Consider the following 26,985-nt stretch of genomic DNA (forward strand, 5'->3'; position numbering starts at 1 on the left):
GCTCAGCTTGTCTGAACAAGTGTGCGCAGGGCTGTGGTGACCAGGCTCCGCACTGAGCGGATACCTTGGAGGGCATGCCCACCACCCGCCGCGCCTTCCTCGCCATGGCCGCGGGCGTCGTCGCGGGGTGCGCCGGCTGTTCGGCGGGAGAGGTGGAGCCCGCCGCGCTGCGCTTCGCGACCGGGCCGACCGGAGGTCCCTACGAGGTGCTCGGCGACAGGCTCGCCACCGAGCTGAGGCGGCGCGGCCTCACCGTGCGCGTGGTCAAGACGGCCGCGAGCATCGAGAACCTCGCCATGATCGCCGACGGCAGGGCCGACCTCGGCCTGTCGCTGGCCGACAGCGCCGACGAGGCGGTGCGGGTGCGCCGCGCCCCCGTCTCGGCGCTGGCCAGGATGTACATGAACTACGTCCACCTCGTCGTGCGCAAGGACTCCGGCATCCTGCGGATCGAGGACCTCGCCGGCCGCGCGGTCTCCATCGGCGCGCAGGGCTCGGGCACCGCCTTCACCGCCGAACGGGTGCTGGCCAAGGCGCCGTTCAAGGAGCCCGCCCGCACCTTCCGCCTCGGCCTCGACGAGTCGCTCGGCACGCTGGCGGCAGGCGGCGTCGACGCCTTCTTCTGGTCGGGCGGCGTGCCCACGCCCGCGCTGGCGCGGGCCAGGCGCTCCATCAGGCTGCTCCCGCTCGACACGCTGGTCCCCGAGCTGCGCAGGGCGTACGGCCCGCTGTACGAGAGCGCCATCGTGCCCGCCGAGGAGTACGAGCTGCCGGGCCCCTTGCCCACCATCGGCACGCCCAGCTACCTCGTGTGCGCGACGAGCCTGCCCGGCGAGGTCGCCTTCTCCGTCACCGAGACCATGTTCGCCAGCCGCGACAGGCTGGAGGCCCCCGACGCGCCGGGCGGCAGGCTCGACAGGCGCTACGCGATCGGCACGGGAGCCGTCCCGCTGCACGAGGGCGCCGCCCGCTACTACCGCTCGGTGTACGGCTGAGCCGGCACCACCACCCCGTGTACGGCTGAGCCGGCACCACCACCCCGTGTCCGGCTGCGCCGGCATCACCACCGGTGTCCGGCTGCGCCGGCATCACCACCGGTGTCCGGCTGCGCCGGCACCACCACCGGTGTCCGGCTGCGCCGGCGCTACCACCCCGGGTCCGGCTGCGCCGGCCTCAGCTCCACCACCAGCCCGTGCGGCTCGTTCCGCCCGAGCGCGAGCGTCGCCCCGCACGCCTTGGCCAGCTCGGCGGCGATCGCCAGGCCGAGCCCGCTGCCAGGCACGTTCGCGTGCGCGCCCGCCCGCCAGAACCTGCCGATCGCCTGGGAGCGCTCCTCCTCGGGCAGCCCGGGGCCGTCGTCGGCGATGCGCAGCACGCCCTCGCGCAGGGTCACGGTGACCGTGCCGCCGGGAGGGACGAACTTCTGGGCGTTGTCGAGCGCGATGTCGGCGATCCTGGCCACCGCCTCGGGCGCGACCAGCGACGCGGGCAGCTCCAGCGTGAGCTGCTTGGCCGCGTAGACCTCCCGCCACCCGGCAAGACGCGGCGCCAGCTCGGCCACCCTGTCGAGCTCGCCCGTGACCGCGCCCGCCTCGACCCTGGCCAGCGCGAGCAGGTCCTCCACGAGCCCGGCCAGACGGTCGACCTCGGCCAGCGCCTCCTCGAACTCGGCCGTGCCCTCGCTGCGCAGGTGCGGCTCCAGGTTCTCCAGCCGCAGCGACAGCATGGTCAGCGGCGTGCGCAGCTCGTGCGAGGCGTCGGCCACGAAGGCCCGCTGCCTGTCGAGCGTGGAGGAGACCGCGTCGGCCATCGCGTTGAAGCGCTCCTCGAGCCGCCGCAGCTCCGAGGGGCCGACACCGTGGTGGGCGCGGGCGTCGAGGTGGCCTTCGGCGATGGCCTGCGTGGTGCGGTCGAGCTCGGTGACCGGACGCAGGATCCACCTGGCCAGACCCCTGGCCGCCAGCACCGAGTAGCCGAGCGCCACCAGCGCCCCGAGCGCCAGGCCCGCCCAGACCAGGGACACGTCCGCGCGGGCCTGGGTGGTGGGGGCCAGCAGCAGCACCACGCCCGACAGCTGCGCGTCGCGGCCGGCCGGCTCGGCGACGAGCACGTGGGAAGGGCCGAACGGGCTGATCGTCGGCAGGTCCTCGGTGGTCTGACCCCCCAGCGCCAGGCGGACGGCGGCCGAGGTGTCCACGCTCATGTCGCCGGCGTCGACGAGGTTCTCGCCCTCGCGGTTCTTGACCACGACGGCGGCGCCGTACAGGTCGCTGTAGCGGGTGACCTCCGCCGTGAGCGCCGTACGGTCGCCCTCGCGGGCGGCCTGGTCGGCCAGCTCGGCGAAGCGGGTGGCGTCGGCGCGCCGGTCGAGCAGGAGCCTGTTGGTGCGGTGCGAGGCGTAGGCCAGCCCGAGCGGGACGGCCAGCGCCGCGATCATCAACACGATCAGCGTGGTGAAGGTGACGACGAGCCTGGCGTTCACTGCCCGCCCAGCCGGTAGCCCGTGCCGCGCAGCGTCTCGACCAGACCGGGGCGGCCGGTCTTGGCGCGCAGCCCCGCCACGTGCACGTCGAGCGAGCGGGAGGCCGACAGCAGCGGGTCGCCCCACACCTCGTCGAGGATCTCCTCGCGGCTGCGGACCACACCGGGCTGCCTGGCCAGCAGCGCGAGCACGTCGAACTCTCGCCTGGTCAGCGTCACGGCCTCGCCGTCGACGCTGACCTGCCGCGTCTCGAGGTCGATGCGGACGTCGCCGACGGTCACCACGTGGTCGCGGGCCGGCATGGGGCGGGTGCCTCTGCGCACGACCGCCTCCATGCGAGCCATCAGCTCCGCCGTACGGAACGGCTTGACGAGGTAGTCGTCGGCGCCCGAGCGCAGCCCCCGCAGGACCTCGCGCTCCTCGGTGCGCGCGGTCACCACGATGATCGGCACCGCGGAGACCCGCCGGACGCGGCGCAGCGCCTCGAGCCCGTCCATGTCGGGCAGACCGAGGTCGAGCAGGACGAAGTCGACGCCCCCCGCCAGGCGGAGGGCGTCGACGGCCAGCCCCGCGCGCACGATCTGGTGACCGTGCCGCGACAGGGCTGTTGTCAGGGCGGCCGCGAGCCGGTCGTCATCCTCGACCAGGAGCACTCGCATGTCGTTCAGGGTATTAGGCGCGAACGAGCTCCGGTCCCGTCTGCTCGCTGGACGACAGCGCGGCGTCGCGGGTCTCGCGCATCGTGAAGTACACGACCAGGGAGACGGCCGCGCAGCCCGCGACGTACCAGTAGAAGCCGGACTCGATGCCCGCGTCCTTGAACCACAGCGCCACGTAGGGGGCCGTGCCGCCGAACAGCGCGTTGGCGATCGCATACGGCAGCGCCACACCCAGCGCCCGCACGTTCGTCGGGAACAGCTCGGCCTTCACCACCGCGTTGATCGAGGTGTAGCCGGTGATGATGATCAACCCGACCAGAGACAGCACCAGCGCGCCCCCGAAGCCGCTGACGCCGGACAGCGCGTACATGAGCGGCACCGTGCCGAGCATGGAGCCGAAGCCGAAGGTGATCAGCAGTGGACGGCGGCCGATCCTGTCGGACAGCGCTCCGGCCAGCGGCTGGATGCACATGAAGATGAACAGCGCGCAGAAGCTGACCAGCGTCGCCGTGGACTTCGGCAGGCCCGCGGTGTTCGACAGGTAGGTCGTGAGATAGGTCGTGTAGGTGTAGTACGCGACCGTGCCGCCCATGGTGAGGGCGATGACCAGGAAGAACTCACGCTTGTGCGTGAACAGCTGGCGCAGGGTGCCGCGCTCGGGCTGCGCGCCCTTGTTGTCCTCGTCGAAGACCTCGGTCTCCATGAGGCTGCGGCGCAGGTAGAACACCACGGCCGCGGCGAGGGCGCCGATGATGAACGGGATGCGCCAGCCCCATGAGGTCAGCGCCTCCTCCGACATCGTGTTCTGCAGGATGATCTGCAGGCCGAGACCGACCAGCTGACCGGCGGTCATGGAGACGTACTGGAAGCTGGAGGCGAAGCCGCGCTTGCCCGCGGGAGTGGCCTCGGTGAGGTAGGTGGCGCTCGCGGCGTACTCACCGCCGACCGAGACGCCCTGCAGGAGGCGGGCCACCAGCAGGACCACGGCGCCGAAGTAGCCGACCGACTCGTACGTCGGGGCGATGGCGATCAGGAGCGCGCTGGCCGACATCAGCGTCACGGTCATCGTGAGCGCCGCCTTGCGGCCCTTCCTGTCGGCGTAACGGCCGAGCAGCCAGCCGCCCACAGGTCGCATGAGGAAGCCGACCGCGAAGATGCCGAGGGTGTTGAGGAGCTGGGCAGTGGTGTTGCCCTTGGGGAAGAACGCGCTCGCGAAGTAGACGGCGAAGCTGCTGTAGACGAACCAGTCGTACCACTCGACCAGGTTGCCGATCGAACCGCCGAGCACCGCCTTCCAGGGCGTGCGCGCGGCTGCGTGAGTCGTCAAGGGGGACCTCCAGCGAGAGTCGTTGCAGGTCGTAGGCTCTCCGCGGAAGGTTGTTCCGTCCAGGGGGATGGCTGGTTATCTAACGTCCGCTTAACACAGGGGAAATCAGCGCAGGGAAGGATTCGCCCTTTTGATCCTTCCGTGCGCGAGATCGGGCCACCACGTGCCGCCGGGCGGATCCTCGTAAGGGCCCACGCGGCGCGGTTCACTCCCGGTCAAGGAGAACATATCCGGCTGGATTAGACCTCCAGCTGCCACGCGTTCCATTCGTCGATCAGCTCGAATCCCATCGCCTCGTTGATCGCCAGCATGTGCGCGTTGGAGGTGGCGTTCCAGGTGATGATGCGCTCCACGTCCGGCTCCATCTCCCTGAACCACAGCAGGTTCGACACCTTCAGCACCATCCCGAGCCTGTGTCCCCTGTGCTCGCGCAGGACGACGGTGTCGGCCTGGCGCCCCCAGCCGTCGGGCTGGGCGAGGTCGACGTAGACGCGCGTGTAGCCGGCGGGCGCTCCGTCGGAGTCGCGTCTGGCGAGCATGCTGTAGGTGAGCTGCGCGAACTCGGAGTCGAGCGCCTCCGAGGCGGCGATGCGCGAGGTGTCCCACTTCATGTCGTCCACGTCGTCGCTCTGGGGCGCGTCGTTCATGCCCTCCATCATCAGCACCAGGTCGTCGTGGAGCTCAGGAGGCGCTGCGCCGATCCAGCGTTCGAGCCGGTAGCCGCCGGCCCGCGCCTCCGCCTCCCCGAGCATGCGCTCGAGCCGGTGCCAGTCGGCCGTGCGAAGGTCGAGCATCCTGCGCGCCTCGCCGAGCGAGGCGGTGAAACCTCTCGCGCGGGCGAAACCGGCGGCGGGGTCCTTCGCCTCGCCTTCGGCGACCAGCAGGCGGCGGCCGGCCGTACGGAGCCTGTCGGCGGCGTGGGCGAGCAGCGCGGTGCCGAGGCCCCTGCGGCGACGCCCGGGCCTGACCAGCAGCGGGCGCAGCCTCCCCAGATGGGTGTTGTCGGACATCGGCAGCTCAAGGCCGTACCCGGCCACAACCACGCCGTCCTCGACGACCGCCCACGCCTCCATAAGATCGCCGGGCAGGCCGCGCGAGACCATCCTGGTGAAGTCGGGCAGCGACATCCGGGGGCCCTGGAGATGGGCGAAGGCCGCCAGGTGCGCGTCGTGCAGTCCTGCCAGCAGGTCACCGGGACGGTCGAGGTCGATGCGCTGGATGTCCATCTGCCCAGGCAACCCCACGCCCACCCGCTCCCGCCACTGGTTTACCCGCGGTCGGCCGCGGGGTCCTACTGCTGGTAGTTCTCCACCTCGCCGGCCGGACGGGGCGCGGCGTTGTCGGGGTCCTCGCCGACGCCGCGGCGGGCTCTGCGCTGGCGGAGCAGGTCCCAGCACTGGTCCAGCGCCACCTCCAGCTCCTTGACCCTCGCGTTCTCCTCGTCGGTCGTGACCTCGCCCGCCGCCAGCCTGCCGCGCAACTCGTGCTCCTCGCTGACGAGGTCGTTGATCCTGCTGAGAATCTCGTTGTCCCGCATGGATCAGACTCTAGCCACCACGTGGTAGAAAGCCTCCTATGTCTGGTATTGCGCTGGTCAGAACGCCAGGACCCCGGGTGGCGGAGGGAATCGTCACCAACATCGAGCGGGAACCCGTGGACGCCGAGCTGGCCGCTCGCCAGCACGCCGCCTACGTGCGCGCGCTGGAGGAGAACGGCTGGCGCGCCGAGCACGTCGAGCGCGCCGACGAGCTGCCCGACGGGCCCTTCGTCGAGGACACGGTCGTGGTGTGCGCGGGCAGGGCCGTGCTCACCAGGCCGGGAGCGCCCGAGCGGCGGCCCGAGGTGGAGAGCGTGGCGGCGGCCGTGAGGAAGCTGGATCTGGAGATCAGGCGCATCGAGGGGGAGGGCACTCTCGACGGAGGCGACGTGCTCCAGGTCGGCTCGCGCGTCTACGTCGGCAGGTCGGCCAGGACCAACGACGAGGGCATCGCGCAGCTGGCCGCGCACCTGCCCGAGCGGGAGATCGTCCCCGTGGAGCTGCGCGGCGTGCTGCACCTGAAGTCGGCGGTGACCGCGCTGCCCGACGGCACGCTCATCGGCGACCCGGCCTGCGTGGACCTGCAGGACCTGCTCGTGCCCGAGGAGGAGTCCGGCTCCCACGTGGTGCTGCTCGGCGGCGAGCGCGTGCTGATGGCCGCCTCGGCGCCGGCGACCGCGGCCACGCTGGAGAGGCGGGGCCTGGAGGTGGTCAGGGTGGACATCTCGGAGTTCGAGAAGCTCGAAGGATGCGTGACGTGCCTGTCCGTGCTCGTCCGATCTCGCGATGTGAGATCTTGACGCTCGCATTCCGCACGGTCTGGTAGCGTGCTTGACATGCTGCATGGACTGCTTCTTAGCTGCCGCGGCGAGGGCCTCTAAAGGCCGGCTCCCTCGTCGCGGAGCGAGTCATGCGCGTCGGCCGCTTCGATCCGACCGACGAGGGATATCCGAGATGACCGCTCAGCAGCCCAGTTCCATGCCCATCCAGCGCTACCAGCCGTTCGAGCCCATCAGGCTGACCGATCGCACCTGGCCCGACCGGGTCATCACCAAGGCCCCGCGCTGGTGCGCGGTCGACCTGCGTGACGGCAACCAGGCGCTGATCGACCCGATGGACTCCCACCGCAAGCTCAAGATGTTCGAGCTGCTGGTCTCCATGGGCTACAAGGAGATCGAGGTAGGCTTCCCCGCCGCCTCGCAGACCGACTTCGACTTCGTCAGGCAGATCATCGACGAGGGCCGTATCCCCGACGACGTCGTCATCCAGGTGCTGACCCAGGCCAGGCCCGAGCTGATCGAGCGGACCTTCGAGTCCATCCAGGGCGCCAAGCAGGCCATCGTGCACCTGTACAACTCCACCTCCACGCTGCAGCGGCGCGTGGTGTTCGGCCAGGACCGCGACGGCATCACCGCGATCGCCGTCGAGGGCGCCAAGCTGGTGCGCAAGCTGGCCGAGGCCAGTGACGTGGACGTCCACTACCAGTACTCACCCGAGTCGTTCACCGGCACCGAGCTCGAGTACGCGGTCGAGGTGTGCAACGCGGTCAACGACGTCTGGCAGCCCACCCCCGACCGCAAGGTCATCGTCAACCTGCCCGCGACCGTCGAGATGGCCACGCCCAACGTCTACGCCGACCAGATCGAGTGGATGCACAGGAACCTGGCCTACCGCGACTCCGTCATCCTGTCGCTGCACCCGCACAACGACCGCGGCAGCGCCGTGGCCGCCGCCGAGCTGGGCTACATGGCGGGCGCCGACCGCATCGAGGGCTGCCTGTTCGGCAACGGCGAGCGCACGGGCAACGTGTGCCTGGTGACCCTGGGCATGAACCTGTTCTCGCAGGGCGTCGACCCCGAGATCGACTTCAGTGACATCGACGAGATCCGCCGCGTCACCGAGTACTGCAACCAGCTGCCCGTGCACCCGCGCCACCCGTGGGGCGGCGAGCTGGTCTACACCGCCTTCTCCGGCTCCCACCAGGACGCCATCAAGAAGGGCTTCGAGCACATGGAGGCCGACGCGGCCGCCGCGGGCGTGCCCGTCGACTCCTTCACCTGGGCCGTGCCGTACCTGCCGATCGACCCCAAGGACATCGGCCGCACCTACGAGGCGGTCATCAGGGTCAACAGCCAGTCGGGCAAGGGCGGGGTCGCCTACATCATGAAGGCCGACCACCAGCTCGACCTGCCGCGCAGGCTGCAGATCGAGTTCTCCAAGGTCGTGCAGGCGCGCACCGACGCCGAGGGCGGGGAGATCTCCCCTTCGGCGATGTACGACATCTTCACCGACGAGTACCTGCCCAACCCGGCCAACAGGTGGGGCCGGCTCGGCCTCATGGCACACCGGCACGAGTCCACGGTCGACGACAAGGACCGCATCAGCGCCGACGTGCGCATCGACGGCGAGATCCGCGAGGTCGCGGGCACGGGCAACGGCCCCATCTCGGCCTTCATCGACGCGATCTCGTCGATCGGCTTCCAGGTGCGCGTCCTCGACTACGTGGAGCACGCGATGAGCGCCGGCAGCGACGCCAAGGCGGCCTCCTACCTGGAGTGCGACGTCAACGGCGAGGTGCTGTGGGGCGTCGGCGTCGACGGCAACACCACGACGGCCTCGCTCAAGGCGATCATCTCGGCGGTCAACCGCGCCACCCGCTGACCGCGGTTCTTTCGAGGGCGCGCGTCCCGCGCGCCTTCGGCCCTGTCCGCCTTCGGCCCTGTGCCGCCCTCGCTGAGCGAGGGCGGTGTTTCGGTCAGGTGAGGCCGATGTAGTGGGCCAGCGAGAGGGCGCCGTGCTCGAAGGTGGCCGCCCTCTCGCTGATCACGTTGTTGTACATCCCGAACAGCTCGAAGCTGACCGCCCCGTACATCCAGGTCCAGGCGTGCAGCCCGCGCAGGATGACCTCGTCGGGCACCCCCACGAAGATCGCCTCGCGCAGGGCCTCGGCGTCGTCGTGGAAGCCCACCGGCGCCCGCGTGTCCTGCGGCAGCGTGATCGCGCCAGCCGCGTGAGCGTCCGCGATCAACCGGCCGAACATCACCCCGTCACGTGACGCCGGGTCGACGGTGTCGGCCGGCGCCTGGTAGCCGGGAACAGGGGTGCCGTGGATCAGCGCGTACTCGTGCGGGTGGGCCAGCGCCCACTGCCTGATCGACCTGGCCATCGCCAGCCAGCGCCCGGTGAAGTCGTCCCTGGCGCAGCCCGCGTCCGCCTGCTCGACCGCGTCGCCGATCGCGTTGTAGGCGTCGATGATCAACGCCGTCAGCAGGTCGTCCTTGGTCGGGAAGTAGCGGTAGATGGCGGACGAGACCATGCCCATCTCCCGCGCCACGGCCCGCAGCGACAGGCCCGCGGCGCCCTCGGTCGACAGGTGCCGCCTGGCGATGTCGGTGATCTCCTTGATCAACTCCGCGCGGACACGTTCTCTGGCTGTACGGCTAGCGGTGGTCATGCGTTCACGCTACCAGAGCGCTGCCAAAAAACGAGAGCACTGCTCTTGACGACATGTGCTCTCATGAGAGAGCATTGCTCTCGCAAGGGAACGGCAATCACAAAGGGGTGCACATGCTCGCCATGGCCAAGGGCGCCAACATGCTCCTGATGTTCCTGCTGGAGATCGGTGTGCTGATCTCCGTTGGATACTGGGGGTTCACGCTCAGCCCAGGCTGGGCGGTGAGGCTGCTGGCGGGGATCGGCGCCCCTGTGCTGTTCGCGGTGCTGTGGGGGCTGTTCGCCGCCGGTGGAGGAACCAACGCCACCTACCCGCTGACCGGGATCGCGAGAGGACTGTTCGAGATCGCCTGGTTCGGCGGTGGAGCGCTGGCCCTCCACCTGGCCGGCGCCGCGGCCCCTGCCGCGGTCCTGGCCGCCGCCTTCGTCGTCAACGCGGTCCTCCGGCTGGTCTGGCAGCAGTCCTGAGCCTGTCCGTTCGAGTGGTTTTCGTCAGCTGAAGTTCTTCGGAAAGAGAGTTGATCATGGGTAAGCACATCGTCGTCGGAGCAGGGCAGGTCGGACCGCACGTGGCGCGCAGGCTGATCGCGCAGGGTCACGAGGTCGTCGTCGTCACCCGTTCGGGCAGTGGGCCGGAGGAGGCCACGAGAATCGCGGCGGACGTCGCCGACCACGACAGGATGATCGAGATCTCCAAGGGTGCCGACGCGATCTACAACTGCGTCAACCCGCAGTACCACCGTTGGCTCACCGACTGGCCGCCGATGGCCGCCTCCTTCATGGCCGCGGCCGAGGCGAGCGGGGCGGTGCTGGTGGCGCTGGGCAACCTCTACCCCTACGGTCCTGTGCGCGGTCCGATGACCGAGGACCTGCCGCTGGCGTCCACCAACCCGAAGTCGCAGGTCAGAGCCAAGATGTGGAACGACATGCGGGCCGCGCACGACGCCGGCAGGATCAGGGCGGTCGAGATCAGGGGCGCGGACTACTTCGGCCCCGGCACCACCGACCAGTCCTACCTGGGCGACAGGTTCATCGTGCCGCTCAAGGCCGGCAAGACCGTGCCGCTCATCTGGCCCGCCGACATCCCGCACAGCTGGACCTACCTGCCCGACGTGGCCGAGGCGCTGGTCGTCGCGGCGGGCGACGAGCGGGCGTGGGGCAGGCCGTGGCACGTGCCGACCACCGAGCCGCAGACGTTCAGGCAGATGGGCGAGCGGATGGCGGCCATCCTCGGCAGGCCCGCGCCGAAGCTGATGCAGCTGCCGTGGCCGCTGATGCGCGCGGTCGGCCTGTTCAATCCGATGATCGGCGAGCTGCGGCACATCCGCTACCAGTTCGTCGCGCCGTTCGAGGTCGACTCCTCGGCCTTCACCGCCACCTTCGGCGTCAAGCCCACGCCTCTCGACCAGGCGCTCCGCACTACGCTCGGGGCATGAAGATTGCCATGATCGGGCTCGGCGACATCGCGGAGAAGGCCTACCTCCCCGTGCTGTCCACCCAGCCCGACCTCGACCTGCACCTGTGCACGCGAAACGAGCGGACGCTGCGCCGCCTCGGCGACGCCCACCGCGTCGCCGAGCGGTCCACGTCGATCGAGGAGGTGATCAAGGCGGGCGTCGACGCGGCCTTCGTCCACGCGGCCACCGAGGCCCACAGCGAGATCGTGGAGCCGCTGATCATGGCGGGGGTGCAGGTCTACGTGGACAAGCCCATCGCCTACACCCTGGAGGAGACCCGCCACCTCGTACGGCTGGCCGCCGACGAGGGCGTCTCGCTCATGGTCGGCTTCAACAGGCGTCACGCGCCCGGCTACACCGCCCTGATGGAGCTCTCCCGGCACCTGGTGCTCATGCAGAAGAACCGTCCCTCCCTGCCCGACACGCCCAGGCGAGCCGTCTTCGACGACTTCATCCACGTGGTCGACACGCTCCGCTTCCTCGCACCCGGCCCTGTCACGGAGCGGCGGATCAGGACCAGGACGCGCGAGGGGCTGGTGGAGCACCTCGTGCTGGAGCTGTCGGGCGAGGGGTTCACCGCCCACGGCGTCATGAACAGGATCGGCGCCGCCTCGGAGGAGAGCGTCGAGGTGCTGGGCGACGGGGTGAAGCGGCGGGTGGTCAACCTCGGTGACGTGGTCGACTACGCCCCCGAGGGGGAGCGGCTCGTACGGCGGCCCGACTGGGTGCCCGTCTCGCGCCAACGAGGGATCGAGCAGGTGTGCCTGGCGTTCCTGTCGGCGGTGCGCGAGGGAGAGGTCATCAGCGCGGAGGACGCGCTGGTCACCCACGAGATCTGCGAGGACATCGTCGCCGCCTGCAACCCCTGAGAGCCGCCTGCGCTCCCGGAGGCGGCGAAAGGCGCCCCGGAGGTGGCGAAAGCCGCCTGCCCCCCGAGGCAGCGAAACCCCTGAGGGCGCCGAGCCGCGAAGGACGCGTCCTCAGTGGCGCATCACGTGGTCGGCTCGCGCGAGAAGGCGGCCGAAGGGCCTGGGCGTCAGCCGCGTCAGCACGGTGAACCCCGCGGGCTCGCGCAGCGGGCTGGAGGACGAGACCACCCCCGCCACCACGCCCGCGCGCACCGCGGGCCCGCCGCTGGTCCCGTTGGCCGCCTGGCAGTTGTGCGTGACCAGCACGCCGGGCCCCGCCGCGCCGCCGTCGACCGCGTCGCCCAGGCACCGGTACATGTCGGTGCCAGGGTAGGAGCGCCCGACCGGGTAACCGAGCAGCTCGAGTCCTCTCACCGCGCTCCTCCTGGGGGTCAGGAGCGGCCGCAGCCCTGGGCCCGTGACCTCCTCCAGAAGCTTGTCGCCTCTCATCACCCCTGCCACGCCGAAGTCGTAGGGCAGCTGCTCGGGCGAGTAGGGCCGCTCCCTCCAGCGCCTCGGCACCCACACGCGCACCGCGGGCCAGACTCCTCGCGAGGACCTGCCGGCGTCCAGGGAGTTGTAGGCGGGCAGGAAGGCCACGTGGGAAAGGGGGCGGCCACCGGCGTACAGGCAGTGGGCGGCCGTCAGCACCAGGCTGCGGCTGCGCGACCTGATGACCGCCGCCCCGCAGGCGATGTCCGTGCCGGCCACGGGATCGTGGCTCAGCAGGATCCCCGCCAGCCGGTGCGCCCCCGTGTAGGGCCTGGCCACGAGCGAGTAGCCCAGACGGTCGCCGCCCGGCGTGAGCACCTTCCTGCCCGGCACGGTACGGCGCGCCCCGTAACCGAGCGGCACCTCCGGAGGCGCGGAATCCGGCGGTGCCACGTCGAGGCGGGGGAAGGGGAGCAGATCGGCGGGCCTGGCGTTGACGATCCGTTCGCGGCTCCAGTAGCCGACGGTGTCCCGCGAGTCCCGTGTGGGAGCGGGGCCGCCGTGCAGGAGCAGACACACCGCGAGAACCAGCCTGAGCACCCATCCCCCTTGAGTTGATCATTCAACCCTAGAGGATCACATGCTCCTTGCCGTGTAACGTTCGGCCAGGTCACGCAGCATGGCGTGGGCAGAGCCCACACCTCGGGATGCTTGAGCACCGCCTTGGGCAGCTTCGCCACCATCGTGTGGTTAATGTCGCGGACGTTGCCTACGGGGCGCTTCGCCCGCCTGGCTGCCTGACCCATTGCCAGGACGGCTGGTCGGTGGTGCGCTGGAGTCATGGCTGTCGACCTGAACCACACCATCGTGCCGAGCAGGAACAAGCGGGCCTCGGCGGAGTTCCTCGCCGAGATCCTGGGTCTGAAGGCGGGGCCGCAGTGGGGGCCGTTCGTCCCCGTCGAGACCGCCAACGGCGTCACGCTCGACTACATGGACGCGGAGGAGTTCCGCGCCCTGCACTTCTGCTTCATCGTCAGCGAGCCCGAGTTCGACGAGATCTTCGGGCGCATCAGGGAGCGGGGCCTGGCCTACTACGCCGATCCAGGACATCGCGAGGCGGGTGAGATCAACCACCTCTACGGCGGGCGCGGCGTCTACTTCGACGATCCCGACGGCCACAACATGGAGGTCATCACCGCGCCCTACGCGTAGAGGGTCAGAGCCAGTAGTTGTCGTGGCGCAGGTAGAACTCCGCCTTCTCCTCGTCGCTCATGCCGGCGATGTCGAGCAGGCCCTCGAAGTAGCCCTCGCGCGGCGCGCCGGGTGAGAAGTGCAGCAGCATGGAGGCGGGCTCGCCCGACTCGTTGCGGAAGCCGTGCGTGCCGCCCGCGGGCACGTGCACCCAGTCGCCGGGCTTGGTGTCGATCCAGCGGTCGCCGTTGTAGATCTTGACGGTCCCCTCGAGGATGAAGAACGACTCGGTGATCGTCTTGTGGAAGTGCGGGCCTGGCCCGGTGGGCGTCGGGCCCATGTTCCAGCGGTAGAGGCCGAACAGGCCGCCGGTGGAGGCGCCGGTGGCCAGGTAGTCCACGGTGTTGCCGGTGGGGTAGACGAGGTCAGGCTCGGAGCCCGCCGGCCGGTAGACGGCGCTGGACTTGCCCTTGTCGTCGAAGTAGATCGGATCGGGATATGTCATGCGCTGATCCTATGGAGGGCCGCGCAGGCGCGGCCCCTCTCCCGCGTACGGGACGAGAGGGCCGCGCCTGCCGGGCGAGAGATCAGGGGTAGAGACCGCGCATCTGGTGGGCCTCGGCGACGCGGCCGACGCCGATGACGTGGGCGGCCTGGCGCAGAGTCAGCCCGCGCGCCGCGGCGACCGATTTCACCTCCGAGAAGGCGCCTTCCATCAGGTCGCGCAGCCTCACCTCGACCTCGCTGGCGCTCCAGGAGTAGGCCTGCATGTTCTGCACCCATTCCAGGTACGACACGATCACCCCGCCCGCGTTGGCCAGGATGTCGGGGACGATCGTGGTGCCCTGCGCTGCGAGGATCTCGTCGGCCTCGGGCGTCGTCGGCCCGTTGGCGCCCTCGACGATGAGCCTGGCCCTGACGTGAGGCGCGTTCGAGGCGGTGATGGCTCCTTCGAGCGCGGCGGGGACCAGCACGTCGACGTCCAGCTCCAGCAGCTCGTCGTGGGCGAGCGCGTCCGCGTGGCGGTAGCCGGCGACGCTGCCGGTCTCCGTCACCCAGGCGCGCAGGTCGGCCACGTCGAGGCCCGAGGAGTTGTGGACGGCGCCGCTGACGTCCGACACCGCCACGACCCGCGCGCCCGCGTCGGCGAGGTACTGCGCGGCCAGCGCGCCGACCTTGCCGAAGCCCTGGACGGCGACGGTGACGCCCTCGGGGGAGCGGCCGAGCGCGGTCAGCGTCGCGATCTGCACGCCGCGCGAGGTCGCCCCCGTACGGCCCAACGACCCGCCCAACGTCATCGGCTTGCCGGTGACGACACCGGGCACCGAGTACCCGGCGTTGACGCTGTAGGTGTCCATGATCCACGCCATGGTCTGCTCGTCGGTGCCGACGTCGGGCGCGGGGATGTCCTTCTCGGGGCCGATGAGCGGCAGGATCTCGTTGACGTAGCGGCGGGTCAGCCGCTCGAGCTCGCGCGTGCTGAGCACGGTGGGGTCGACGGAGACGCCGCCCTTGGCACCGCCGTACGGAATGCCCACCAGCGCGCACTTCCACGTCATCCACATGGCCAGCGCGGTGACCTCGTGGATGTCGGTGGAGGGGTGGAAGCGGATGCCGCCCTTGGCGGGTCCGCGCGAGACGTTGTGCTGGACCCGGAAGCCCTGCACCACGTCGAGGCTGCCGTCCTCCCGGCGGACGGGAACCGAGACGGTCAGCGAGCGGCGCGGCGTGGCGAGCATCGTGCGCAGCCCGTCGTCGAGACCGAGCTCCTCGGCGGCCTGGCCGAGCTGGTGGAGAGCGGAGTCGAGGGCCTGTTGTCCAGGGGTGATCAGGGCCGGCGTCCTTGACGGCACCATGACGCTCATGGAAGGAGTTCCTCCTGTTATGTACGCCCAAATGAGGGAAAAGCGCCATTGCTCAACCCGTGGGCGGTTCTGTAGGCGATCAGCCTAGCCAGAATCCAAGCCGGACATGAGCACTATGGGAACGTGCCACTCTGGCAGTCTTGAGAGTGAAACCGCGCCGAATTGTCACAACGAAGGACTCGGATGTCATCTTTGGTCGTCGGTCCGATGCTGCGTTACGTCGACTCCACCCGCGCCTCCATCTGGGTGGAGACGTCCGAGCCCTGCGTGGTCACGGTGTGCGGGCGGTGGGGGACCCCGACGTTCGCCGTGCACGGACACCACTACGCGATCGTCGATCTGGAGGGGTTCGAGGGGGAGTACACCGTCGAGCTGAACGGCGAGCAGGTGTGGCCCGAGAGCGACAGGCCCAGCCGTATCAGGCTGCTGCCGCCCGAGGGGCCGGAGAGGGTGATGTTCGGCTCGTGCCGCACCAGCGTGCCCCATGACGCGGCGCACACCGCCACGCACGGGGTGGACGTGCTGCGCGCCTACGCCCGCAGCGGGGAGCCGCTGCCCGACCTGCTGCTGATGCTCGGCGACCAGGTCTACGCCGACAAACCCTCGCCAAGGATGCTGGAGTTCATCGCGGGGCGCAGGAAGCCGGGTGAGGAGCCCGCCAAGGAGATCGCCGACTTCGAGGAGTACGCCGAGCTCTACAGGACCGCCTGGAGCGACCCCGACATCAGGTGGCTGCTGTCGACCGTGCCGACGGCGATGATCTTCGACGACCACGACCTGCGCGACGACTGGAACACCTCCAAGGACTGGCGCATCAAGATGGCCAGGACGAGCTGGTGGCGCAGGCGGGTCGTGGCGGGGCTCGGGGCCTACTGGGTCTACCAGCACCTGGGCAACCTCTCACCGGAGGAGCGCGCGGACGACCCGCTGCTGGCGGCGCTGCGCGCGGGCGAGGGCGCCACGGCACTGGACGAGTTCGCCTACCAGGCCGACGCCGAGCCGACCAGCAACAGGTGGAGCTACGCCCGCGACCTCGGCCACTCCAGGCTCATCATCATCGACACCCGGTGCGCCAGGCAGCTGACCCCCCGCGACCGCAGGATGCTCGACGCGGGGGAGTGGGCCTGGCTGGAGGAGCAGATCGAGGGGGCGAGCGGGCGGTTGATCATCGGCTCGTCGATCCCGTTCCTGCTGCCCGAGGGCGTCCACTTCGTGCAGAACTGGAACGAGGCGCTGTGCGACGGGAAGTGGGGCAGGCTGGTCGCGCGGGCGTCCGAGATCTTCAGGCAGGCCTTCGACCTGGAGCACTGGGGCGCCTTCCGTCGTTCCTTCGACGACCTGTCCAGGCTCCTGATCAAGATCGACAAGCCGGTCTTCATCCTCTCGGGCGATGTGCACTACTCCTACCTGGCGCAGGCTCCGGGGCGGATCTACCAGGTCGTGTGCTCCCCGATCCGCAACCCGCTGAGCATGGCGCTGCGCCTGGCCAACATCTTCACCCAGTTCGGCGTCGCCACGCTCATCGGCGGCACGCTCGCCAGGCTCGCCCGCATCCCCCGCCCGCCGTTCCGGTGGAAGGTGACCAAGGGGCCGATGTTCCAGAACGCGCTCGCGTCGCTGGACTTCTCCGACAAGGTCACCGTTACCTGGTACGGCGAGACGCTGGATCCGCTAGAAACTGTGCATGACCTCTGACCAATATGCCGTGGCTGTCCCTTTCTATGACTTGTGGCATGAGGACGGGCACGTGCCCGAGATCCGGGAGAAGCTGCCTGCGCTGGTGAAGGGCTCGGTGCTGGAGATCGGCGCGGGTACCGGCCTCATCACCGAGGTCATCGCCGACGCGACCGACGGCGAGATCTTCGCCCTAGAGCCCTCGCTCGGCATGCGCTCGGTGCTGCTGTCCAGGCTCGCGGGCCGGCGCGAGCTGCTGGAGCGGGTGACCGTCCTGCCGTACGGCGCGCTCGACGTCGAGCTCGACGAGCCGGTTGACATGATCGTGATGATCTCCGTCCTCTACTCGATCGAGGACCGCGCGAGCCTCTGGGCGACCCTCGCCAGGCAGCTCGTCCCCGGAGGGCGGCTGGTGTTCAACTTCAGGGAGCGAGAGGCCCCGACGCCCGGCGACGACGCGGAGATGGCCTCCTACCGTGTCGGCAGGCACACCTACGAACTGTGGGGCAGGACGCTCGAGGTCGAGGGCGAGCGCATCTCGGCCCGCTTCCGCTACGTGATCAGGCACGGCGGCGAGGTCATCAGCGAGGACGTCGTCGACAGCGTCACCCGCAGGCCCTCGCTCGCCACCCTGGTCGCCGAGCTGACCGAGGCGGGCTTCACGCGGGAGGACGCGCCCGAGGGGCTGCTCGTGTGGGGGCTCGAAAAGTAGGTGGAACCGGACTCCGGCCTGCGGCCAAGTACTGATTGACCGCAGAAAGGACTCCCTCCCGTGGTGATGGCGCAGGCGTTGGACGACGCGACGCTGGTCGGACAGTCGATGAGCGAACCCGAGATGTTCGCGACGCTGTTCGACCGGCACGCCGATGAGATCTTCAGGTACGCCGCACGGCGGCTCGGCCCCGAACTGGCCGAGGACGCCGTGGGCGAGGTGTTCCTCGCCGCCTTCCGCGGCAGGGCGCGCTACGACCGCACGCGACCGGACGCCAGGCCATGGCTGTACGGCATCGCGACCAACGTCGTGGCGCAGCACCGCAGGGCAGAGCGCCGCCGTACCCAGGCCATGGCACGGCTGGCGCCCGACAGGCCCGGATCCTTCGACGAGCGAAGCGCCGACCGTGTCACCGCCGAGCAGCTTCAGCCCAGGCTCGCCAAGGCGCTCACGCGGCTCTCGGCGGCCGAACGGGATCTGTTGCTGCTGGTGGCGTGGGCGGACCTGACCTACGAGGACGTGGCGCTCGCGCTGGACATCCCCGTCGGCACGGTCCGCTCCCGGCTGCACCGGCTCAGGACCAAGGTGCGCAGGGCCCTCGGCGGCATCGACCCTTTCCGAGAGGAGCCCGAGCATGGATGACGAGATCAGGATGTTCGCCGAGGGACGCCCGGACGTCCCGCCGTACCCGCGGGAGGCGCGCGAGGCCGCGCGCAGGCGGCTGCTGGAGGAGACCAGGGCCAGGCGCGGATTCAGACTTCCGCGCCTGGGCTGGCAGGCCGCGGGGGCCTTCGGGCTGACCGTGGCGCTGGTCGGCGGCGTGGCGTTCACGCTGTCGTCCACCCAGCGGGACGGCACGGCGGCCCGTCCCGCGGGGGCGGTCACGGTGGCACCTCCCACGGAAGCGGTCACGGTGGAGGCGGGCGGCGAGCTCGACCCGAAGCCGGGGCAGTTCGTCCTGGTGGAGTCGGAGACGATGTACCCCTCCTACTCCTTCGGGGAGCAGGAGTCGCGCCACCTCTACAGGACCAAGCGGCAGCTGTGGCGCTCGGTGGACGCCAGCGCCGACGGGCTGATGTCGATCGAGGGCATGGAGCCCAGGCAGTTCCCCGGCTGGCCGCTGCCGGAGCATGCACAGAAGTGGAAGGGGACCGACTGGCACAGCCTGGCCTCGTGCCCCGACACTCTGGGCGCCTTCCGCAACGACTACGCCTTCCTGTCCACCCTGCCGGACGATCCCGAGCGCATGAAGGACTTCCTCGCCCAGCGGGCCAAGAACACCAACGACGACGCCTTCCGCGCCGCGGCCGACCTGATCAGGGAGACCTACGTGCCGAAGGCGCAGCGCGCCGCGCTGTTCGCCGCGATGAAGGGGCTGCCGGGGGTGGAGGTCGCCGAAGGCGTGGAGGACGCGGCGGGTCGCAAGGGGACCGCTCTCGGCAGGGCGGCGCCCGAGCAGGGAACGGTGGAGCAGCTCATCTTCGACCCTGAGACGTTCGCGTTCATGGGCGAGCGGGGCACGGTCGTCGACGAGAAGGCCGCGGGGGCTCCGGTAGGCACGCTGCTGTCTCTCACGGCCCAGACGGCGGTCTCGGTCGTGGACACCCTGCCCGACGCTCCGACGGCGGGGCACGACAGCGCGTGCGATCCGAAGCCGACCCCGACAGGGACGGCGCCCGGCGTCGAGCCCACGCCCATCCCCTCGCCTCCGGCGAAGTCGGGTCGCTCGGCCGACCCCTCGGCGCCGGAGTCGGTCGAGCCCACCCCCGTTCCGACCGAGACGCCGAGCGATCCCGCGACGGCCACTGTCGTGCCCACCAGGACGGGCTGACCCCAGAAGGTACGGCTCCCGCCCTCGCGGCGCGAGCCGTACCCCCCTTGGGCGCTACCTGAACGAGGCGATCGCGTCGGCCAGCTGGTCCACGGCCCACAGGAGATCCTCCTGCGAGATCACGATCGGCGGAGCGAGCCTGATCGTGGAGCCGTGGGTGTCCTTGGCCAGCACGCCGCGCGCCATCAGCGCCTTGGACACCTCACGCCCCGTGGCCAGCGAGGGGTCGATGTCGACGCCGGCCCACAGTCCCCGCCCGCGTACGGTGACCACGCCGTGGCCGATCATCTCGCGCAGCCTGGCGTGCAGCACCTCGCCGAGCTGGGCGGCGCGCTCCTGGAACTCGCCGGTGTTAAGGATCTCGATCACGGCGTTGCCCACCGCGCACGCCAGCGGGTTGCCGCCGAAGGTGGAGCCGTGCTGGCCAGGCTTGATCACGCCGAGCACGTCCTCGTCGGCCGCGATGGCGCTGACCGGCACCACCCCGCCGCCCAGAGCCTTGCCCAGGATGTACATGTCGGGCACGACGCCCTCGTGGTCGCAGGCGAAGGTCTTGCCGGTGCGGCCGAGCCCGGACTGGATCTCATCGGCGATCATCAGGATGCCCTGCGAGGTGCACAGCTCACGCACCTGGCGCAGGTAGCCGTCCGGCGGCACCAGCACGCCCGCCTCGCCCTGGATCGGCTCCAGCAGCACCGCCACCGTGTTGGCGTCGATCGCGTCGCGGATCGCCTCGACCGAGCCGTACTTCACGACCGTGAACCCGGGCGTGTAGGGCCCGAAGTCGTCGTGCGCGTCGGGATCGGTGGAGAAGCTGATGATCGTGGTGGTGCGGCCGTGGAAGTTGTCCTCCATCACGATGATGTTGGCCTGCTCGGGGGCGACGCCCTTGACCTGGTAGCCCCACTTACGGGCGACCTTGATCGCGGTCTCGACGGCCTCGGCGCCGGTGTTCATCGGCAGGATCATGTCCTTGCCGGTCAGGTCGCCCAGCCCGGCGCAGAAGGCGGCGAACTGGTCGTGGTAGAACGCTCTGCTGGTCAGGGTGAGGTTGTCGAGCTGCTCGTGCGCCGTCTGGAGGATCTTCGGGTTGCCGTGGCCGAAGTTGAGGCTGGAATAACCGGACAGGAAGTCCAGGTAACGCCTGCCCTCCACGTCGGTCACCCAGGCGCCGTGCGCCTCGTGGATGACGATGGGCAGCGGGTGATAGTTGTGGGCGCTGCGGCGCTCGCTCACGCCGATGTGTTCTGCGCTCGTGGTCATGTCAGTTTTCCCCCCTGATTTCCAGTGTGCAGCACTTGGGACCCCCGCCTGCCTTGCGCAACTCGGAGAGCTCGACGGGGATCACCTCGTATCCGCGCCGCTTGAGGTCCAGCTGGAGGTCGTGGGCCTCCGAGTTGATCACGATGTGCTCGCCGTCGCTGACCGCGTTGAGGCCGAGCACCTCGGCGTCGTCGGCGCCCGCGATCACGGCGTCGGGGAACATCCTGCGCAGGACGCGGAGGCTCCCCTCGGAGAACGCTCCAGGGTAGTAGGCGATATTCCGCCCGTGCAGGGGGAACAGCGCGGTGTCGAGGTGGTAGAAGCGCGGGTCCACCAGCGTCAGCGAGACGACGGGGCGGCCGAGGAACTCCTGCGCCTCGCCGTGCGCCTCCCGCGAGGTGCGGAAGCCGGTGCCCGCCAGGATCACCTCGTCCATCGCGAGGAAGTCGCCCTCGCCCTCGTTCACGTGGACCGCCTCGTGCGTCGGGAAGCCGCGCTCGGCGAACCAGTTCAGGTAGGCGGGGCCCTCGGCGGCCCGCTCGGGGAAGGCGAAGCGCGCGCCGTAGACCCTGCCGCCCGCCACGAGCGCGCCGTTGGCCGCGAACACCATGTCGGGCAGGCCCTCGATCGGGTCGATCAGGCTGACCGTGTGACCGAGAGCCTCGTAGGCGGCTTTCAACCCCTCCCACTGCCTGACGGCCACGTCGCGGTCGGCGCCCGCCTCCGGGTCCATCCACGGATTGATCGCGTACTCCACCGTGAAGAAGTCAGGGCGGCACATCAGGTAGTGCTTGGGCATGCTGCGGCTCCAACGTCGAAGGGGACGCCGCAAGCCTAGGAACAGCGTTTACGCAGGCCAAGCTGCTGGTATTGCGTGTCCGCGCGGGTCCGTTGCGTCTTGCCGCCGCGTCGCGCCGATTCGTTGCGCGTCGTCCACCAGGCGGGAGAGCACGATCGAGCTCTTGGTCCTGACGACGAACGGCTCGGCCGCGATCCGCTCGATGACCCGCTCGACATGGCGCACGTCGGTGGCCCTGATGTGCAGCAGCGCGTCGGCCTCGCCGGTGATCGTGCACGCCGAGACGACCTCGGGATGCTGGGCGACGGCGATGCCGATCGCCGAGGGTGAGGTCTTGCCCTGGCAGAACAGCTCGACGTACGCCTCGGTGGTCCAGCCCAGCGCCTGGGGCGAGATGCGGGCGCTGAAGCCGGTGATCGCGCCGGTCTCCCTCAGCCGGTCCACCCTGCGCTTCACCGCTGACGCCGACAGCCCGATCCTGTGCCCGATTTCCGCATATGTCGCCCGGGCATCCTCGACGAGGGCCCCGATAATGTCCCGATCCAACCGATCCAGTTCCACGTCCCCCTGTATACAGGCTTGCCCGTACGACAGGCCGCGCCGGTCACCTCCAGCCCTCATCGAGTCGGCGGAGGGGCCCTCGGCAGGGCCCGGCGAGGTTCCCCGATACCCGACACCGACAAATCCGTCACGGCTCCGAAGTCAGCGTTTAGCATCAAACTACGCGGACCGCGTTGGAGGCCTGATGCGCTTCAAGGACCACCCTGCCGAGCAAGGAGAGGTCACGCGCATCGCGCCCGCCGTGGCCTATGACGGCGACCTCTACCACCTGCCCGACTGGATCACGCGCCGCGGTGAGGAACGGGAGCTGGGCCGCGCCCACGCCGAGGGCGGCCACCTCGACACCCTCACGCTGGAGACCGGCAGCGTCCCCCGCTTCCACGAACTGGAGGACGAGCGGCTGGCCGAGCTGAGCAGGATCGAGGACGCCACCGAGCGCGAGATCCAGCAGGACCGCGCCGCGTTCGAGTCCCAGAAGATCAAGCTGGCCGAGTCGCAGCGCCACTTCGCCGAGGCCCGCCGTACGCTCGACGAGACCCAGCGCCGCGTCACCGAGCTGGAGCAGCCGAGCAGGCGGCCTGGCGACGGCAGGCCGAGCTCCATCGCGCTGTCGGGCAGCCGCTGGCCCGCGGTCAGACGCTGGCTGCCCGCCGCGCTGCTGCTCCTGCTCCTGGTGATCGTCGAGGTTCCGATCCTCTACCAGGTCATCCTGTCCTGGGGCGACAGCGTGGAGATGACCGCGCTGATCGCCACGGGCGCCGCCCTCATCATGCTCGTCGCCCCCCACATGTACGGCAGGGCCTACCGCACGTGGCAGGAGAACGGCAGCCCCGCCAGGGGCCGATGGCTGCTGATCGCGGTCGCGCTCGTCTGGGTGGGCCTGATCGTCGCCGTGGCGGTGCTGCGCAGGGACGCCCTGGTCAAGCCGCTGGTCGTGGACGGACAGAACATCGGGCCCACCGCCGAGGGCGTCAGCCAGCTGCCCACCATGATCCTGCTGCTCGCCCTGCTCGTGGCCACCGCGCTGATCGCCGCCGACCTGGGCCGCCGGATGCACAACCCCAACGACAGGCGGCTGCGCGAGCTGCGCGCCAAGCGCGACCAGGAGCGGCGCGCCTTCGTGGAGGCCCAGAGCGAGTACCAGCGCGACGCCGGATTCGCCGAGAGCATCGGCCAGCACCTCCAGGCCGCCGACCGCCGAAGGGCCAGCAGGGTGCGCCAGGTGGACAACGGCTTCGAGAGCCTGGCCACGGCCTACCTTGGTGGCGTGGTCGAGGGCCTGGGCGACCCGGAGGCGGCCAGCTGGGCCGAGCGCATTCTGGTGCGGCGCAGGGCGGCTAGGTCGCGAACGTGAACCAGTTGACGTTGACGAAGTCGGCGGGCTGACCGCTGGTGAAGGTCAGGTAGACCGTGTGGGTGCCGCTCGTCGGCGCGATGGTGCCGGGCACGGTCCTCCAGCTCTGCCAGCCCCCGGTGCCGGCGATCGCGAAGTCGCCGATCGGCGGCGCGGTCGGGCTGCCGAGCCGTACCTGGACCAGGCCGCTCACGCCGCCCGCCGCGCCCGAGGCGACCCTCGCGCTGAACTGCCGCGCGGCCGTGGCGCCGAAGTTGACGCCGTCGAAGCGGAGCCAGTCGCCGTTGGCGATCCCGCCGACGTTCTGACCGCCGCCGGTGTCGGTCGTGGTCTCGACCATGGTGCCGGACTGAGCCTGGTAGCGCTCGGCCTGGATCGTGGAGCGGGCGTCCACACCGCCTGGCGGGTTCGTGGGCGGGTCGGTGGGCTGGGTGCCGCCGCCGCTCTGCCAGACCGCCACGTAGTCGACCACCATGGGCCTGCCCGACACGGTCGCCGCGGTCGGTGTCGGACCGGCGAGCGCGTTGGGGAAGGCGCCGCCCATCGCCACGTTGAGCAGGAGGAAGTAGCCCGCGTGGCCGGTCATGTTGGTCCAGGTGCCCGCGTCGAGCTGGGACTGGCTGACGCTGTGGAACTGCTGGCCGTCGACGTACCAGCGCAGCTGGTTGGGCGAGAGGCTGCGGTCCCACTCGAAGCGGTAGGTGTGGAAGGCCGACTGGCACGTCGAGCCGGGACACGCCCTGCTGGCGCCCAGTCCAGAGGTCTCGTTGCACGGTCCGCCGGGGTTCACGCCGCAGTGCAGGACGGCCCAGACGGCGTTGACGCCGTTGACGTTCTCCATGATGTCGAACTCGCCGATGCCGGGCCAGTTCCAGTAGTTGCCCCTGTACGGCGAGCCCAGCGCCCAGAACGCGGGCCAGTAGCCGAGCGCCGCGTCGCCTGTGACGTTCGGCATCTGGATCCTGCCCTCGATGCGCAGGATGCGCCCATCGGCGGGCTTGAAGTCGGCGCGGCGGGTCTCGATGCGGGCCGAGGTCCAGTTCTGCCCGCTGCCCCGAGGCGTGATGCGCAGGTTGCCCGAGCCGTCCAGGCTCAGGTTGGCGGGGTCGGCGGTGTAGTTCTGGATCTCTCCGGTGCCCCAGTTGCCGGGGCCGCCCGGATAGCCGTGGCCGGTGTCGACGATCCAGTTGGCGGAGGACGGCAGCGCGCCCGAGGGGCCGTTGAAGTCGTCGGACCAGACGAGGCTCCATCCGGTCGGCGTGGGCGGCACGGCGGCGACGAGGGCTCCGACGGCTAACAGCGCGACCGCCGTCGCGGCCAGACGCCTGAAGTACTTCGAGGGCATGACGGTTCTCCCTTGAGCCTGGGGGGTGAGTGGGAGAGCGCTCTCTGCGATTGATGTGACCACGGCAATCCGGACCTGTCAATGCCGCATTGACAGGGCCGTGTGGTGAAGTAAACGTAGCGAGAGAGCGCTCTCAGTTCGCCTGGGGTGCGGGTCGCGTGGGGTGTGGGGAGGGGCCGGTGGGCTCAGAGCAGGTCCACCGAGGTGGCGCCCGCCGTTTCGAGCGCCTCGGTCCAGAAGCTCTCCAGCAGCGGGAAGCGGTCGGGGTTGGAGCCCTTCTTGCGCAGGAAGCCGTGGACCACCACGTCGTAGCCGGTCAGGTCGGGCAGCAGCCGCGACTGCCTGAGCTCCTTGGCCTTCGCCTGCCTGGCCGCCTCCGACAGGTCCAGCTTGTTGACGTTCAGGTCGCCCCTGTTGTTGATCAGGTCGCTGAACACGATCACCCGGTGGGCCAGGTCCGGCCGGCGCTGGGCGTTCATCTGCTTCACCAGATAGCGGAGCGCTCCGAGCACGTCCGACCCCTCGCCCTCGCTGGGACAGTCGAACAGCTTGCTCGCGCGGGGGAGCACCTGCGTGAGGCGGTGCTTGCGGATGCGCTCCTCCACGACGGGGTTGTCGTTGGGATTCTCCCTCTCGGTCGCGGCCACCGCGACGGGGTCCTCGCGGCACGTGCTGCTCTCCGACGCCCCTGTGACGGCCGCGAAGCCCACCCAGTCACAGCCGTCGACGAAGCCCGGCAGCTTGGAGGTCAGGTCGGTGCGGGAGGCGGCGGGGTCGGCGTAGCTGGTGGAGTCGACGATGACGCCGCACACCGCTCTCGACTCCGTCCCGCACGCGGCGACACCCGTGCTCAGCAGACCCATCGCCGTGATCGCCGCCGTCCATCGCCCCGGCCTCATCGCTCTCCCGCCGTCTCGCCCGCTCCCGGCTGTCTCCCGCTGGTGTCGGCGTTCGACGGTTCTCCCGGCTGTCTCCTGCTCGTGTCGGCGTTCGACGGTTCTCCCGGCTGTCCCCCGTCCGTGTCGGCGTTCGACGGGTCAGCCGTCCGGCCTGCTCCGGGGAAGATTCCCGCCTCTCGAGGAACTCCGTCCTGCGCCGTCCCGGGGAGGCCGGCGGCCTCGTCCGTGTGCGCCGGGTTCCGGCCGGCGTCCGCTCCTGGGGAGCCGCTGCCTTCGCCCGTCTCGTGCGCTCCCGCCTCCCGCCGCGTGGCCGTCAGGCCCGGCGCGCTCTCGGGAGCGTTCCGCCGATCACCCTCAGGGACCCCCGGCAGGAGCTCCTGTCTGGACCATCCCCTGGAGAGTTCCAGGACCTCCCGCACCTGGCTGTGCCATATCTCGATCCTGTGCTCGACCTCCTCCAGCAGCCCCCCGATCTCCTCCCTGGACGAGAGCGAGGTGACCCCTTCGGCCGAGGAGTCCATCGCCACCACCTCGCCCTTCCACAGCGAGGGGATCTCCTCCCTGCGAGGATGCGCCCCCATCACCCCGCGCCGGTAGGCCGCGATCACCTGCTGCGCCCACGCGTGGACGGCCTCCACCTCGTGGTTGCGCTCCACCAGCACGCCGTCCCACTCGCGCGCCAGCTGCTCGATGCGTGAGCGCGCCCGATGGATCCGGTCCGACGCCTCCCTGAGCGCCGACTCCCTCGCCCGCTCCGCCCGACGCCACCTGGCCTCCGCGATGGAGATGAACGGATCCTCCTCCGCGCCCGCCGTACCCGGAGGGGCGGGGGAGGCGCCCTCTTCCGTCGCAGGGGCCGCGGAGGCCGCCCTGCCGTTCGGCGACGTTCCGGGGGAGCCCCGTACCTCCCGCGCGTCAGGCCGCGCCTCCGGGTACAGATCCGCTCGGCCCGTCTCTCTGAACACCGTCTCCCGCGCCTCGCCGACCTGGCGTAACAGGTCGGTACGGCGGGCGGCGAGCCCCTGGTCGACCCGGGCGATCCGCTCCCGCGCCCTGGCCCTGACCTCGGAGAGGAAGGCGGGCTCGCAGTCGGGATCGGTGAAGTGCGGCAGAGGGAGCTCGCGGGCGTCCTTCAGGCCCTGCCGGTGAGCGTCGTCCCGCTCGCGATCCCGCTCGGCGAGAGGGTCGCCCGACCCCCGTTTGAACAGGCGTGACAAGAACGCCATTCATGTCTCC

At 70.3% G+C, this 26,985-nt stretch carries 27 protein-coding genes; 12 read left to right on the top strand and 15 right to left on the bottom strand.

Features of this window, described 5'->3' with window-relative positions; genetic code table 11:
- The first annotated feature begins 74 nt into the window (after positions 1 to 74).
- Entirely contained in the window at positions 75 to 995 is a 921-nt protein-coding gene (locus tag FHR33_RS36560; RefSeq protein WP_183657788.1) for a TAXI family TRAP transporter solute-binding subunit, read from the top strand.
- Positions 996 to 1,144: 149 nt separating this feature from the next.
- Here FHR33_RS36560 and FHR33_RS36565 read toward each other — a convergent pair whose 3' ends face one another.
- From FHR33_RS36565 to FHR33_RS36585, 5 genes are all read right to left on the bottom strand, one after another.
- Entirely contained in the window at positions 1,145 to 2,482 is a 1,338-nt protein-coding gene (locus tag FHR33_RS36565) for a sensor histidine kinase (RefSeq protein ID WP_183657791.1), read from the bottom strand.
- Positions 2,479 to 3,141: a response regulator transcription factor gene (locus tag FHR33_RS36570; protein WP_183657794.1), complete on the bottom strand. Its 663-nt coding sequence runs from the start codon at positions 3,139 to 3,141 to the stop codon at positions 2,479 to 2,481. The genes FHR33_RS36565 and FHR33_RS36570 overlap by 4 nt, the downstream gene beginning before the upstream one ends.
- Positions 3,142 to 3,154: 13 nt before the next feature.
- Entirely contained in the window at positions 3,155 to 4,468 is a 1,314-nt protein-coding gene (locus FHR33_RS36575) for an MFS transporter (RefSeq protein WP_221241394.1), read from the bottom strand.
- 239 nt (positions 4,469 to 4,707) lie between these two features.
- Entirely contained in the window at positions 4,708 to 5,694 is a 987-nt protein-coding gene (locus FHR33_RS36580) for a GNAT family N-acetyltransferase (protein ID WP_183657796.1), read from the bottom strand.
- 65 nt (positions 5,695 to 5,759) lie between these two features.
- The gene (locus tag FHR33_RS36585) at positions 5,760 to 6,005 is read right to left on the bottom strand and encodes a DUF2630 family protein (RefSeq protein ID WP_183657798.1); all 246 of its coding nucleotides are present in this window, start codon (positions 6,003 to 6,005) and stop codon (positions 5,760 to 5,762) included.
- Between the two features lie 38 nt (positions 6,006 to 6,043).
- Here FHR33_RS36585 and ddaH (FHR33_RS36590) point away from each other — a divergent pair, with 38 nt between their 5' ends.
- Positions 6,044 to 6,805 (top strand): dimethylargininase, encoded by a 762-nt coding sequence (ddaH, locus tag FHR33_RS36590; RefSeq protein ID WP_183657800.1) that lies wholly within the window; start codon positions 6,044 to 6,046, stop codon positions 6,803 to 6,805.
- Between the two features lie 154 nt (positions 6,806 to 6,959).
- Positions 6,960 to 8,666, top strand: coding sequence for a 2-isopropylmalate synthase (gene leuA, locus FHR33_RS36595; protein ID WP_183657802.1), 1,707 nt, complete (start codon positions 6,960 to 6,962; stop codon positions 8,664 to 8,666).
- A gap of 94 nt (positions 8,667 to 8,760) precedes the next feature.
- On the opposite strand, the gene FHR33_RS36600 is transcribed toward leuA, so the two are convergent.
- Positions 8,761 to 9,459 (bottom strand): TetR/AcrR family transcriptional regulator, encoded by a 699-nt coding sequence (locus FHR33_RS36600; RefSeq protein WP_183657805.1) that lies wholly within the window; start codon positions 9,457 to 9,459, stop codon positions 8,761 to 8,763.
- A 113-nt stretch (positions 9,460 to 9,572) separates the two neighbouring features.
- Between FHR33_RS36600 and FHR33_RS36605 the strand changes: the two genes are divergently transcribed.
- The 3 genes from FHR33_RS36605 to FHR33_RS36615 are packed head-to-tail and all read left to right on the top strand — an operon-like array spanning position 9,573 to position 11,784.
- The gene (locus tag FHR33_RS36605; RefSeq protein WP_183657808.1) at positions 9,573 to 9,926 is read left to right on the top strand and encodes a YrdB family protein; all 354 of its coding nucleotides are present in this window, start codon (positions 9,573 to 9,575) and stop codon (positions 9,924 to 9,926) included.
- A gap of 56 nt (positions 9,927 to 9,982) precedes the next feature.
- Positions 9,983 to 10,894 carry an NAD-dependent epimerase/dehydratase family protein gene (locus tag FHR33_RS36610; protein WP_183657810.1) on the top strand — a complete coding sequence of 304 codons (912 nt, stop codon included), beginning with the start codon at positions 9,983 to 9,985 and terminating at the stop codon, positions 10,892 to 10,894.
- Positions 10,891 to 11,784, top strand: a complete 894-nt coding sequence (locus FHR33_RS36615) for a Gfo/Idh/MocA family protein (protein WP_183657813.1) — start codon at positions 10,891 to 10,893, stop codon at positions 11,782 to 11,784. Before FHR33_RS36610 ends, FHR33_RS36615 begins: the two co-directional genes overlap by 4 nt.
- Positions 11,785 to 11,895: 111 nt before the next feature.
- Here the strand turns inward: FHR33_RS36615 and FHR33_RS36620 are convergent, their stop codons facing one another.
- Positions 11,896 to 12,855 carry a trypsin-like serine peptidase gene (locus FHR33_RS36620; protein ID WP_183657816.1) on the bottom strand — a complete coding sequence of 320 codons (960 nt, stop codon included), beginning with the start codon at positions 12,853 to 12,855 and terminating at the stop codon, positions 11,896 to 11,898.
- A gap of 240 nt (positions 12,856 to 13,095) precedes the next feature.
- On the opposite strand from FHR33_RS36620, the gene FHR33_RS36625 reads away from it, so the two are divergent.
- Entirely contained in the window at positions 13,096 to 13,467 is a 372-nt protein-coding gene (locus tag FHR33_RS36625; RefSeq protein WP_183657820.1) for a VOC family protein, read from the top strand.
- 4 nt (positions 13,468 to 13,471) lie between these two features.
- Here FHR33_RS36625 and FHR33_RS36630 read toward each other — a convergent pair whose 3' ends face one another.
- Positions 13,472 to 13,951, bottom strand: coding sequence for a cupin domain-containing protein (locus tag FHR33_RS36630; RefSeq protein WP_183657823.1), 480 nt, complete (start codon positions 13,949 to 13,951; stop codon positions 13,472 to 13,474).
- 82 nt (positions 13,952 to 14,033) lie between these two features.
- The gene (locus tag FHR33_RS36635) at positions 14,034 to 15,311 is read right to left on the bottom strand and encodes a Glu/Leu/Phe/Val family dehydrogenase (RefSeq protein WP_183657826.1); all 1,278 of its coding nucleotides are present in this window, start codon (positions 15,309 to 15,311) and stop codon (positions 14,034 to 14,036) included.
- A 183-nt stretch (positions 15,312 to 15,494) separates the two neighbouring features.
- Between FHR33_RS36635 and FHR33_RS36640 the strand changes: the two genes are divergently transcribed.
- The 4 genes from FHR33_RS36640 to FHR33_RS36655 all read left to right on the top strand — a co-directional run bounded on the left by FHR33_RS36640 (position 15,495) and on the right by FHR33_RS36655 (position 19,528).
- Entirely contained in the window at positions 15,495 to 17,006 is a 1,512-nt protein-coding gene (locus FHR33_RS36640; RefSeq protein WP_183657828.1) for an alkaline phosphatase D family protein, read from the top strand.
- Positions 17,007 to 17,058: 52 nt separating this feature from the next.
- Positions 17,059 to 17,697 (top strand): class I SAM-dependent methyltransferase, encoded by a 639-nt coding sequence (locus tag FHR33_RS36645; RefSeq protein WP_312895887.1) that lies wholly within the window; start codon positions 17,059 to 17,061, stop codon positions 17,695 to 17,697.
- 66 nt (positions 17,698 to 17,763) lie between these two features.
- Positions 17,764 to 18,339, top strand: coding sequence for an RNA polymerase sigma factor (locus FHR33_RS36650; RefSeq protein WP_183660512.1), 576 nt, complete (start codon positions 17,764 to 17,766; stop codon positions 18,337 to 18,339).
- The gene (locus FHR33_RS36655; RefSeq protein WP_183657834.1) at positions 18,332 to 19,528 is read left to right on the top strand and encodes a CU044_5270 family protein; all 1,197 of its coding nucleotides are present in this window, start codon (positions 18,332 to 18,334) and stop codon (positions 19,526 to 19,528) included. The genes FHR33_RS36650 and FHR33_RS36655 overlap by 8 nt, the downstream gene beginning before the upstream one ends.
- Before the next feature lie 54 nt (positions 19,529 to 19,582).
- On the opposite strand, the gene rocD is transcribed toward FHR33_RS36655, so the two are convergent.
- The 3 genes from rocD to FHR33_RS36670 are packed head-to-tail and all read right to left on the bottom strand — an operon-like array spanning position 19,583 to position 22,151.
- Positions 19,583 to 20,791, bottom strand: coding sequence for an ornithine--oxo-acid transaminase (gene rocD, locus FHR33_RS36660; RefSeq protein WP_183657839.1), 1,209 nt, complete (start codon positions 20,789 to 20,791; stop codon positions 19,583 to 19,585).
- A 1-nt stretch (position 20,792) separates the two neighbouring features.
- Complete coding sequence (ddaH, locus tag FHR33_RS36665) at positions 20,793 to 21,590, bottom strand: dimethylargininase (RefSeq protein WP_183657842.1); 798 nt, start codon at positions 21,588 to 21,590, stop codon at positions 20,793 to 20,795.
- 48 nt (positions 21,591 to 21,638) lie between these two features.
- A complete protein-coding gene (locus FHR33_RS36670; protein ID WP_183657844.1) occupies positions 21,639 to 22,151 on the bottom strand; it encodes an Lrp/AsnC family transcriptional regulator in 513 nt (170 codons plus the stop codon).
- A 184-nt stretch (positions 22,152 to 22,335) separates the two neighbouring features.
- On the opposite strand from FHR33_RS36670, the gene FHR33_RS36675 reads away from it, so the two are divergent.
- A complete protein-coding gene (locus FHR33_RS36675; protein ID WP_183657847.1) occupies positions 22,336 to 23,505 on the top strand; it encodes a hypothetical protein in 1,170 nt (389 codons plus the stop codon).
- Here FHR33_RS36675 and FHR33_RS36680 read toward each other — a convergent pair.
- The 3 genes from FHR33_RS36680 to FHR33_RS36690 all read right to left on the bottom strand — a co-directional run bounded on the left by FHR33_RS36680 (position 23,489) and on the right by FHR33_RS36690 (position 26,975).
- On the bottom strand, positions 23,489 to 24,850 hold the full coding sequence (locus FHR33_RS36680; RefSeq protein ID WP_183657851.1) for a glycoside hydrolase family 16 protein: 1,362 nt from the start codon (positions 24,848 to 24,850) through the stop codon (positions 23,489 to 23,491). The two genes, FHR33_RS36675 and FHR33_RS36680, sit on opposite strands and share 17 nt — an antisense overlap.
- 185 nt (positions 24,851 to 25,035) lie before the next feature.
- On the bottom strand, positions 25,036 to 25,749 hold the full coding sequence (locus tag FHR33_RS36685; RefSeq protein WP_183657854.1) for a hypothetical protein: 714 nt from the start codon (positions 25,747 to 25,749) through the stop codon (positions 25,036 to 25,038).
- A complete protein-coding gene (locus tag FHR33_RS36690) occupies positions 25,746 to 26,975 on the bottom strand; it encodes a hypothetical protein (protein ID WP_183657856.1) in 1,230 nt (409 codons plus the stop codon). The genes FHR33_RS36685 and FHR33_RS36690 overlap by 4 nt, the downstream gene beginning before the upstream one ends.
- Positions 26,976 to 26,985 lie beyond the last annotated feature (10 nt).

Origin of the sequence: Nonomuraea dietziae (genome assembly GCF_014195505.1) — a bacterium.
In the GTDB taxonomy this organism is placed as follows: domain Bacteria; phylum Actinomycetota; class Actinomycetes; order Streptosporangiales; family Streptosporangiaceae; genus Nonomuraea; species Nonomuraea roseola.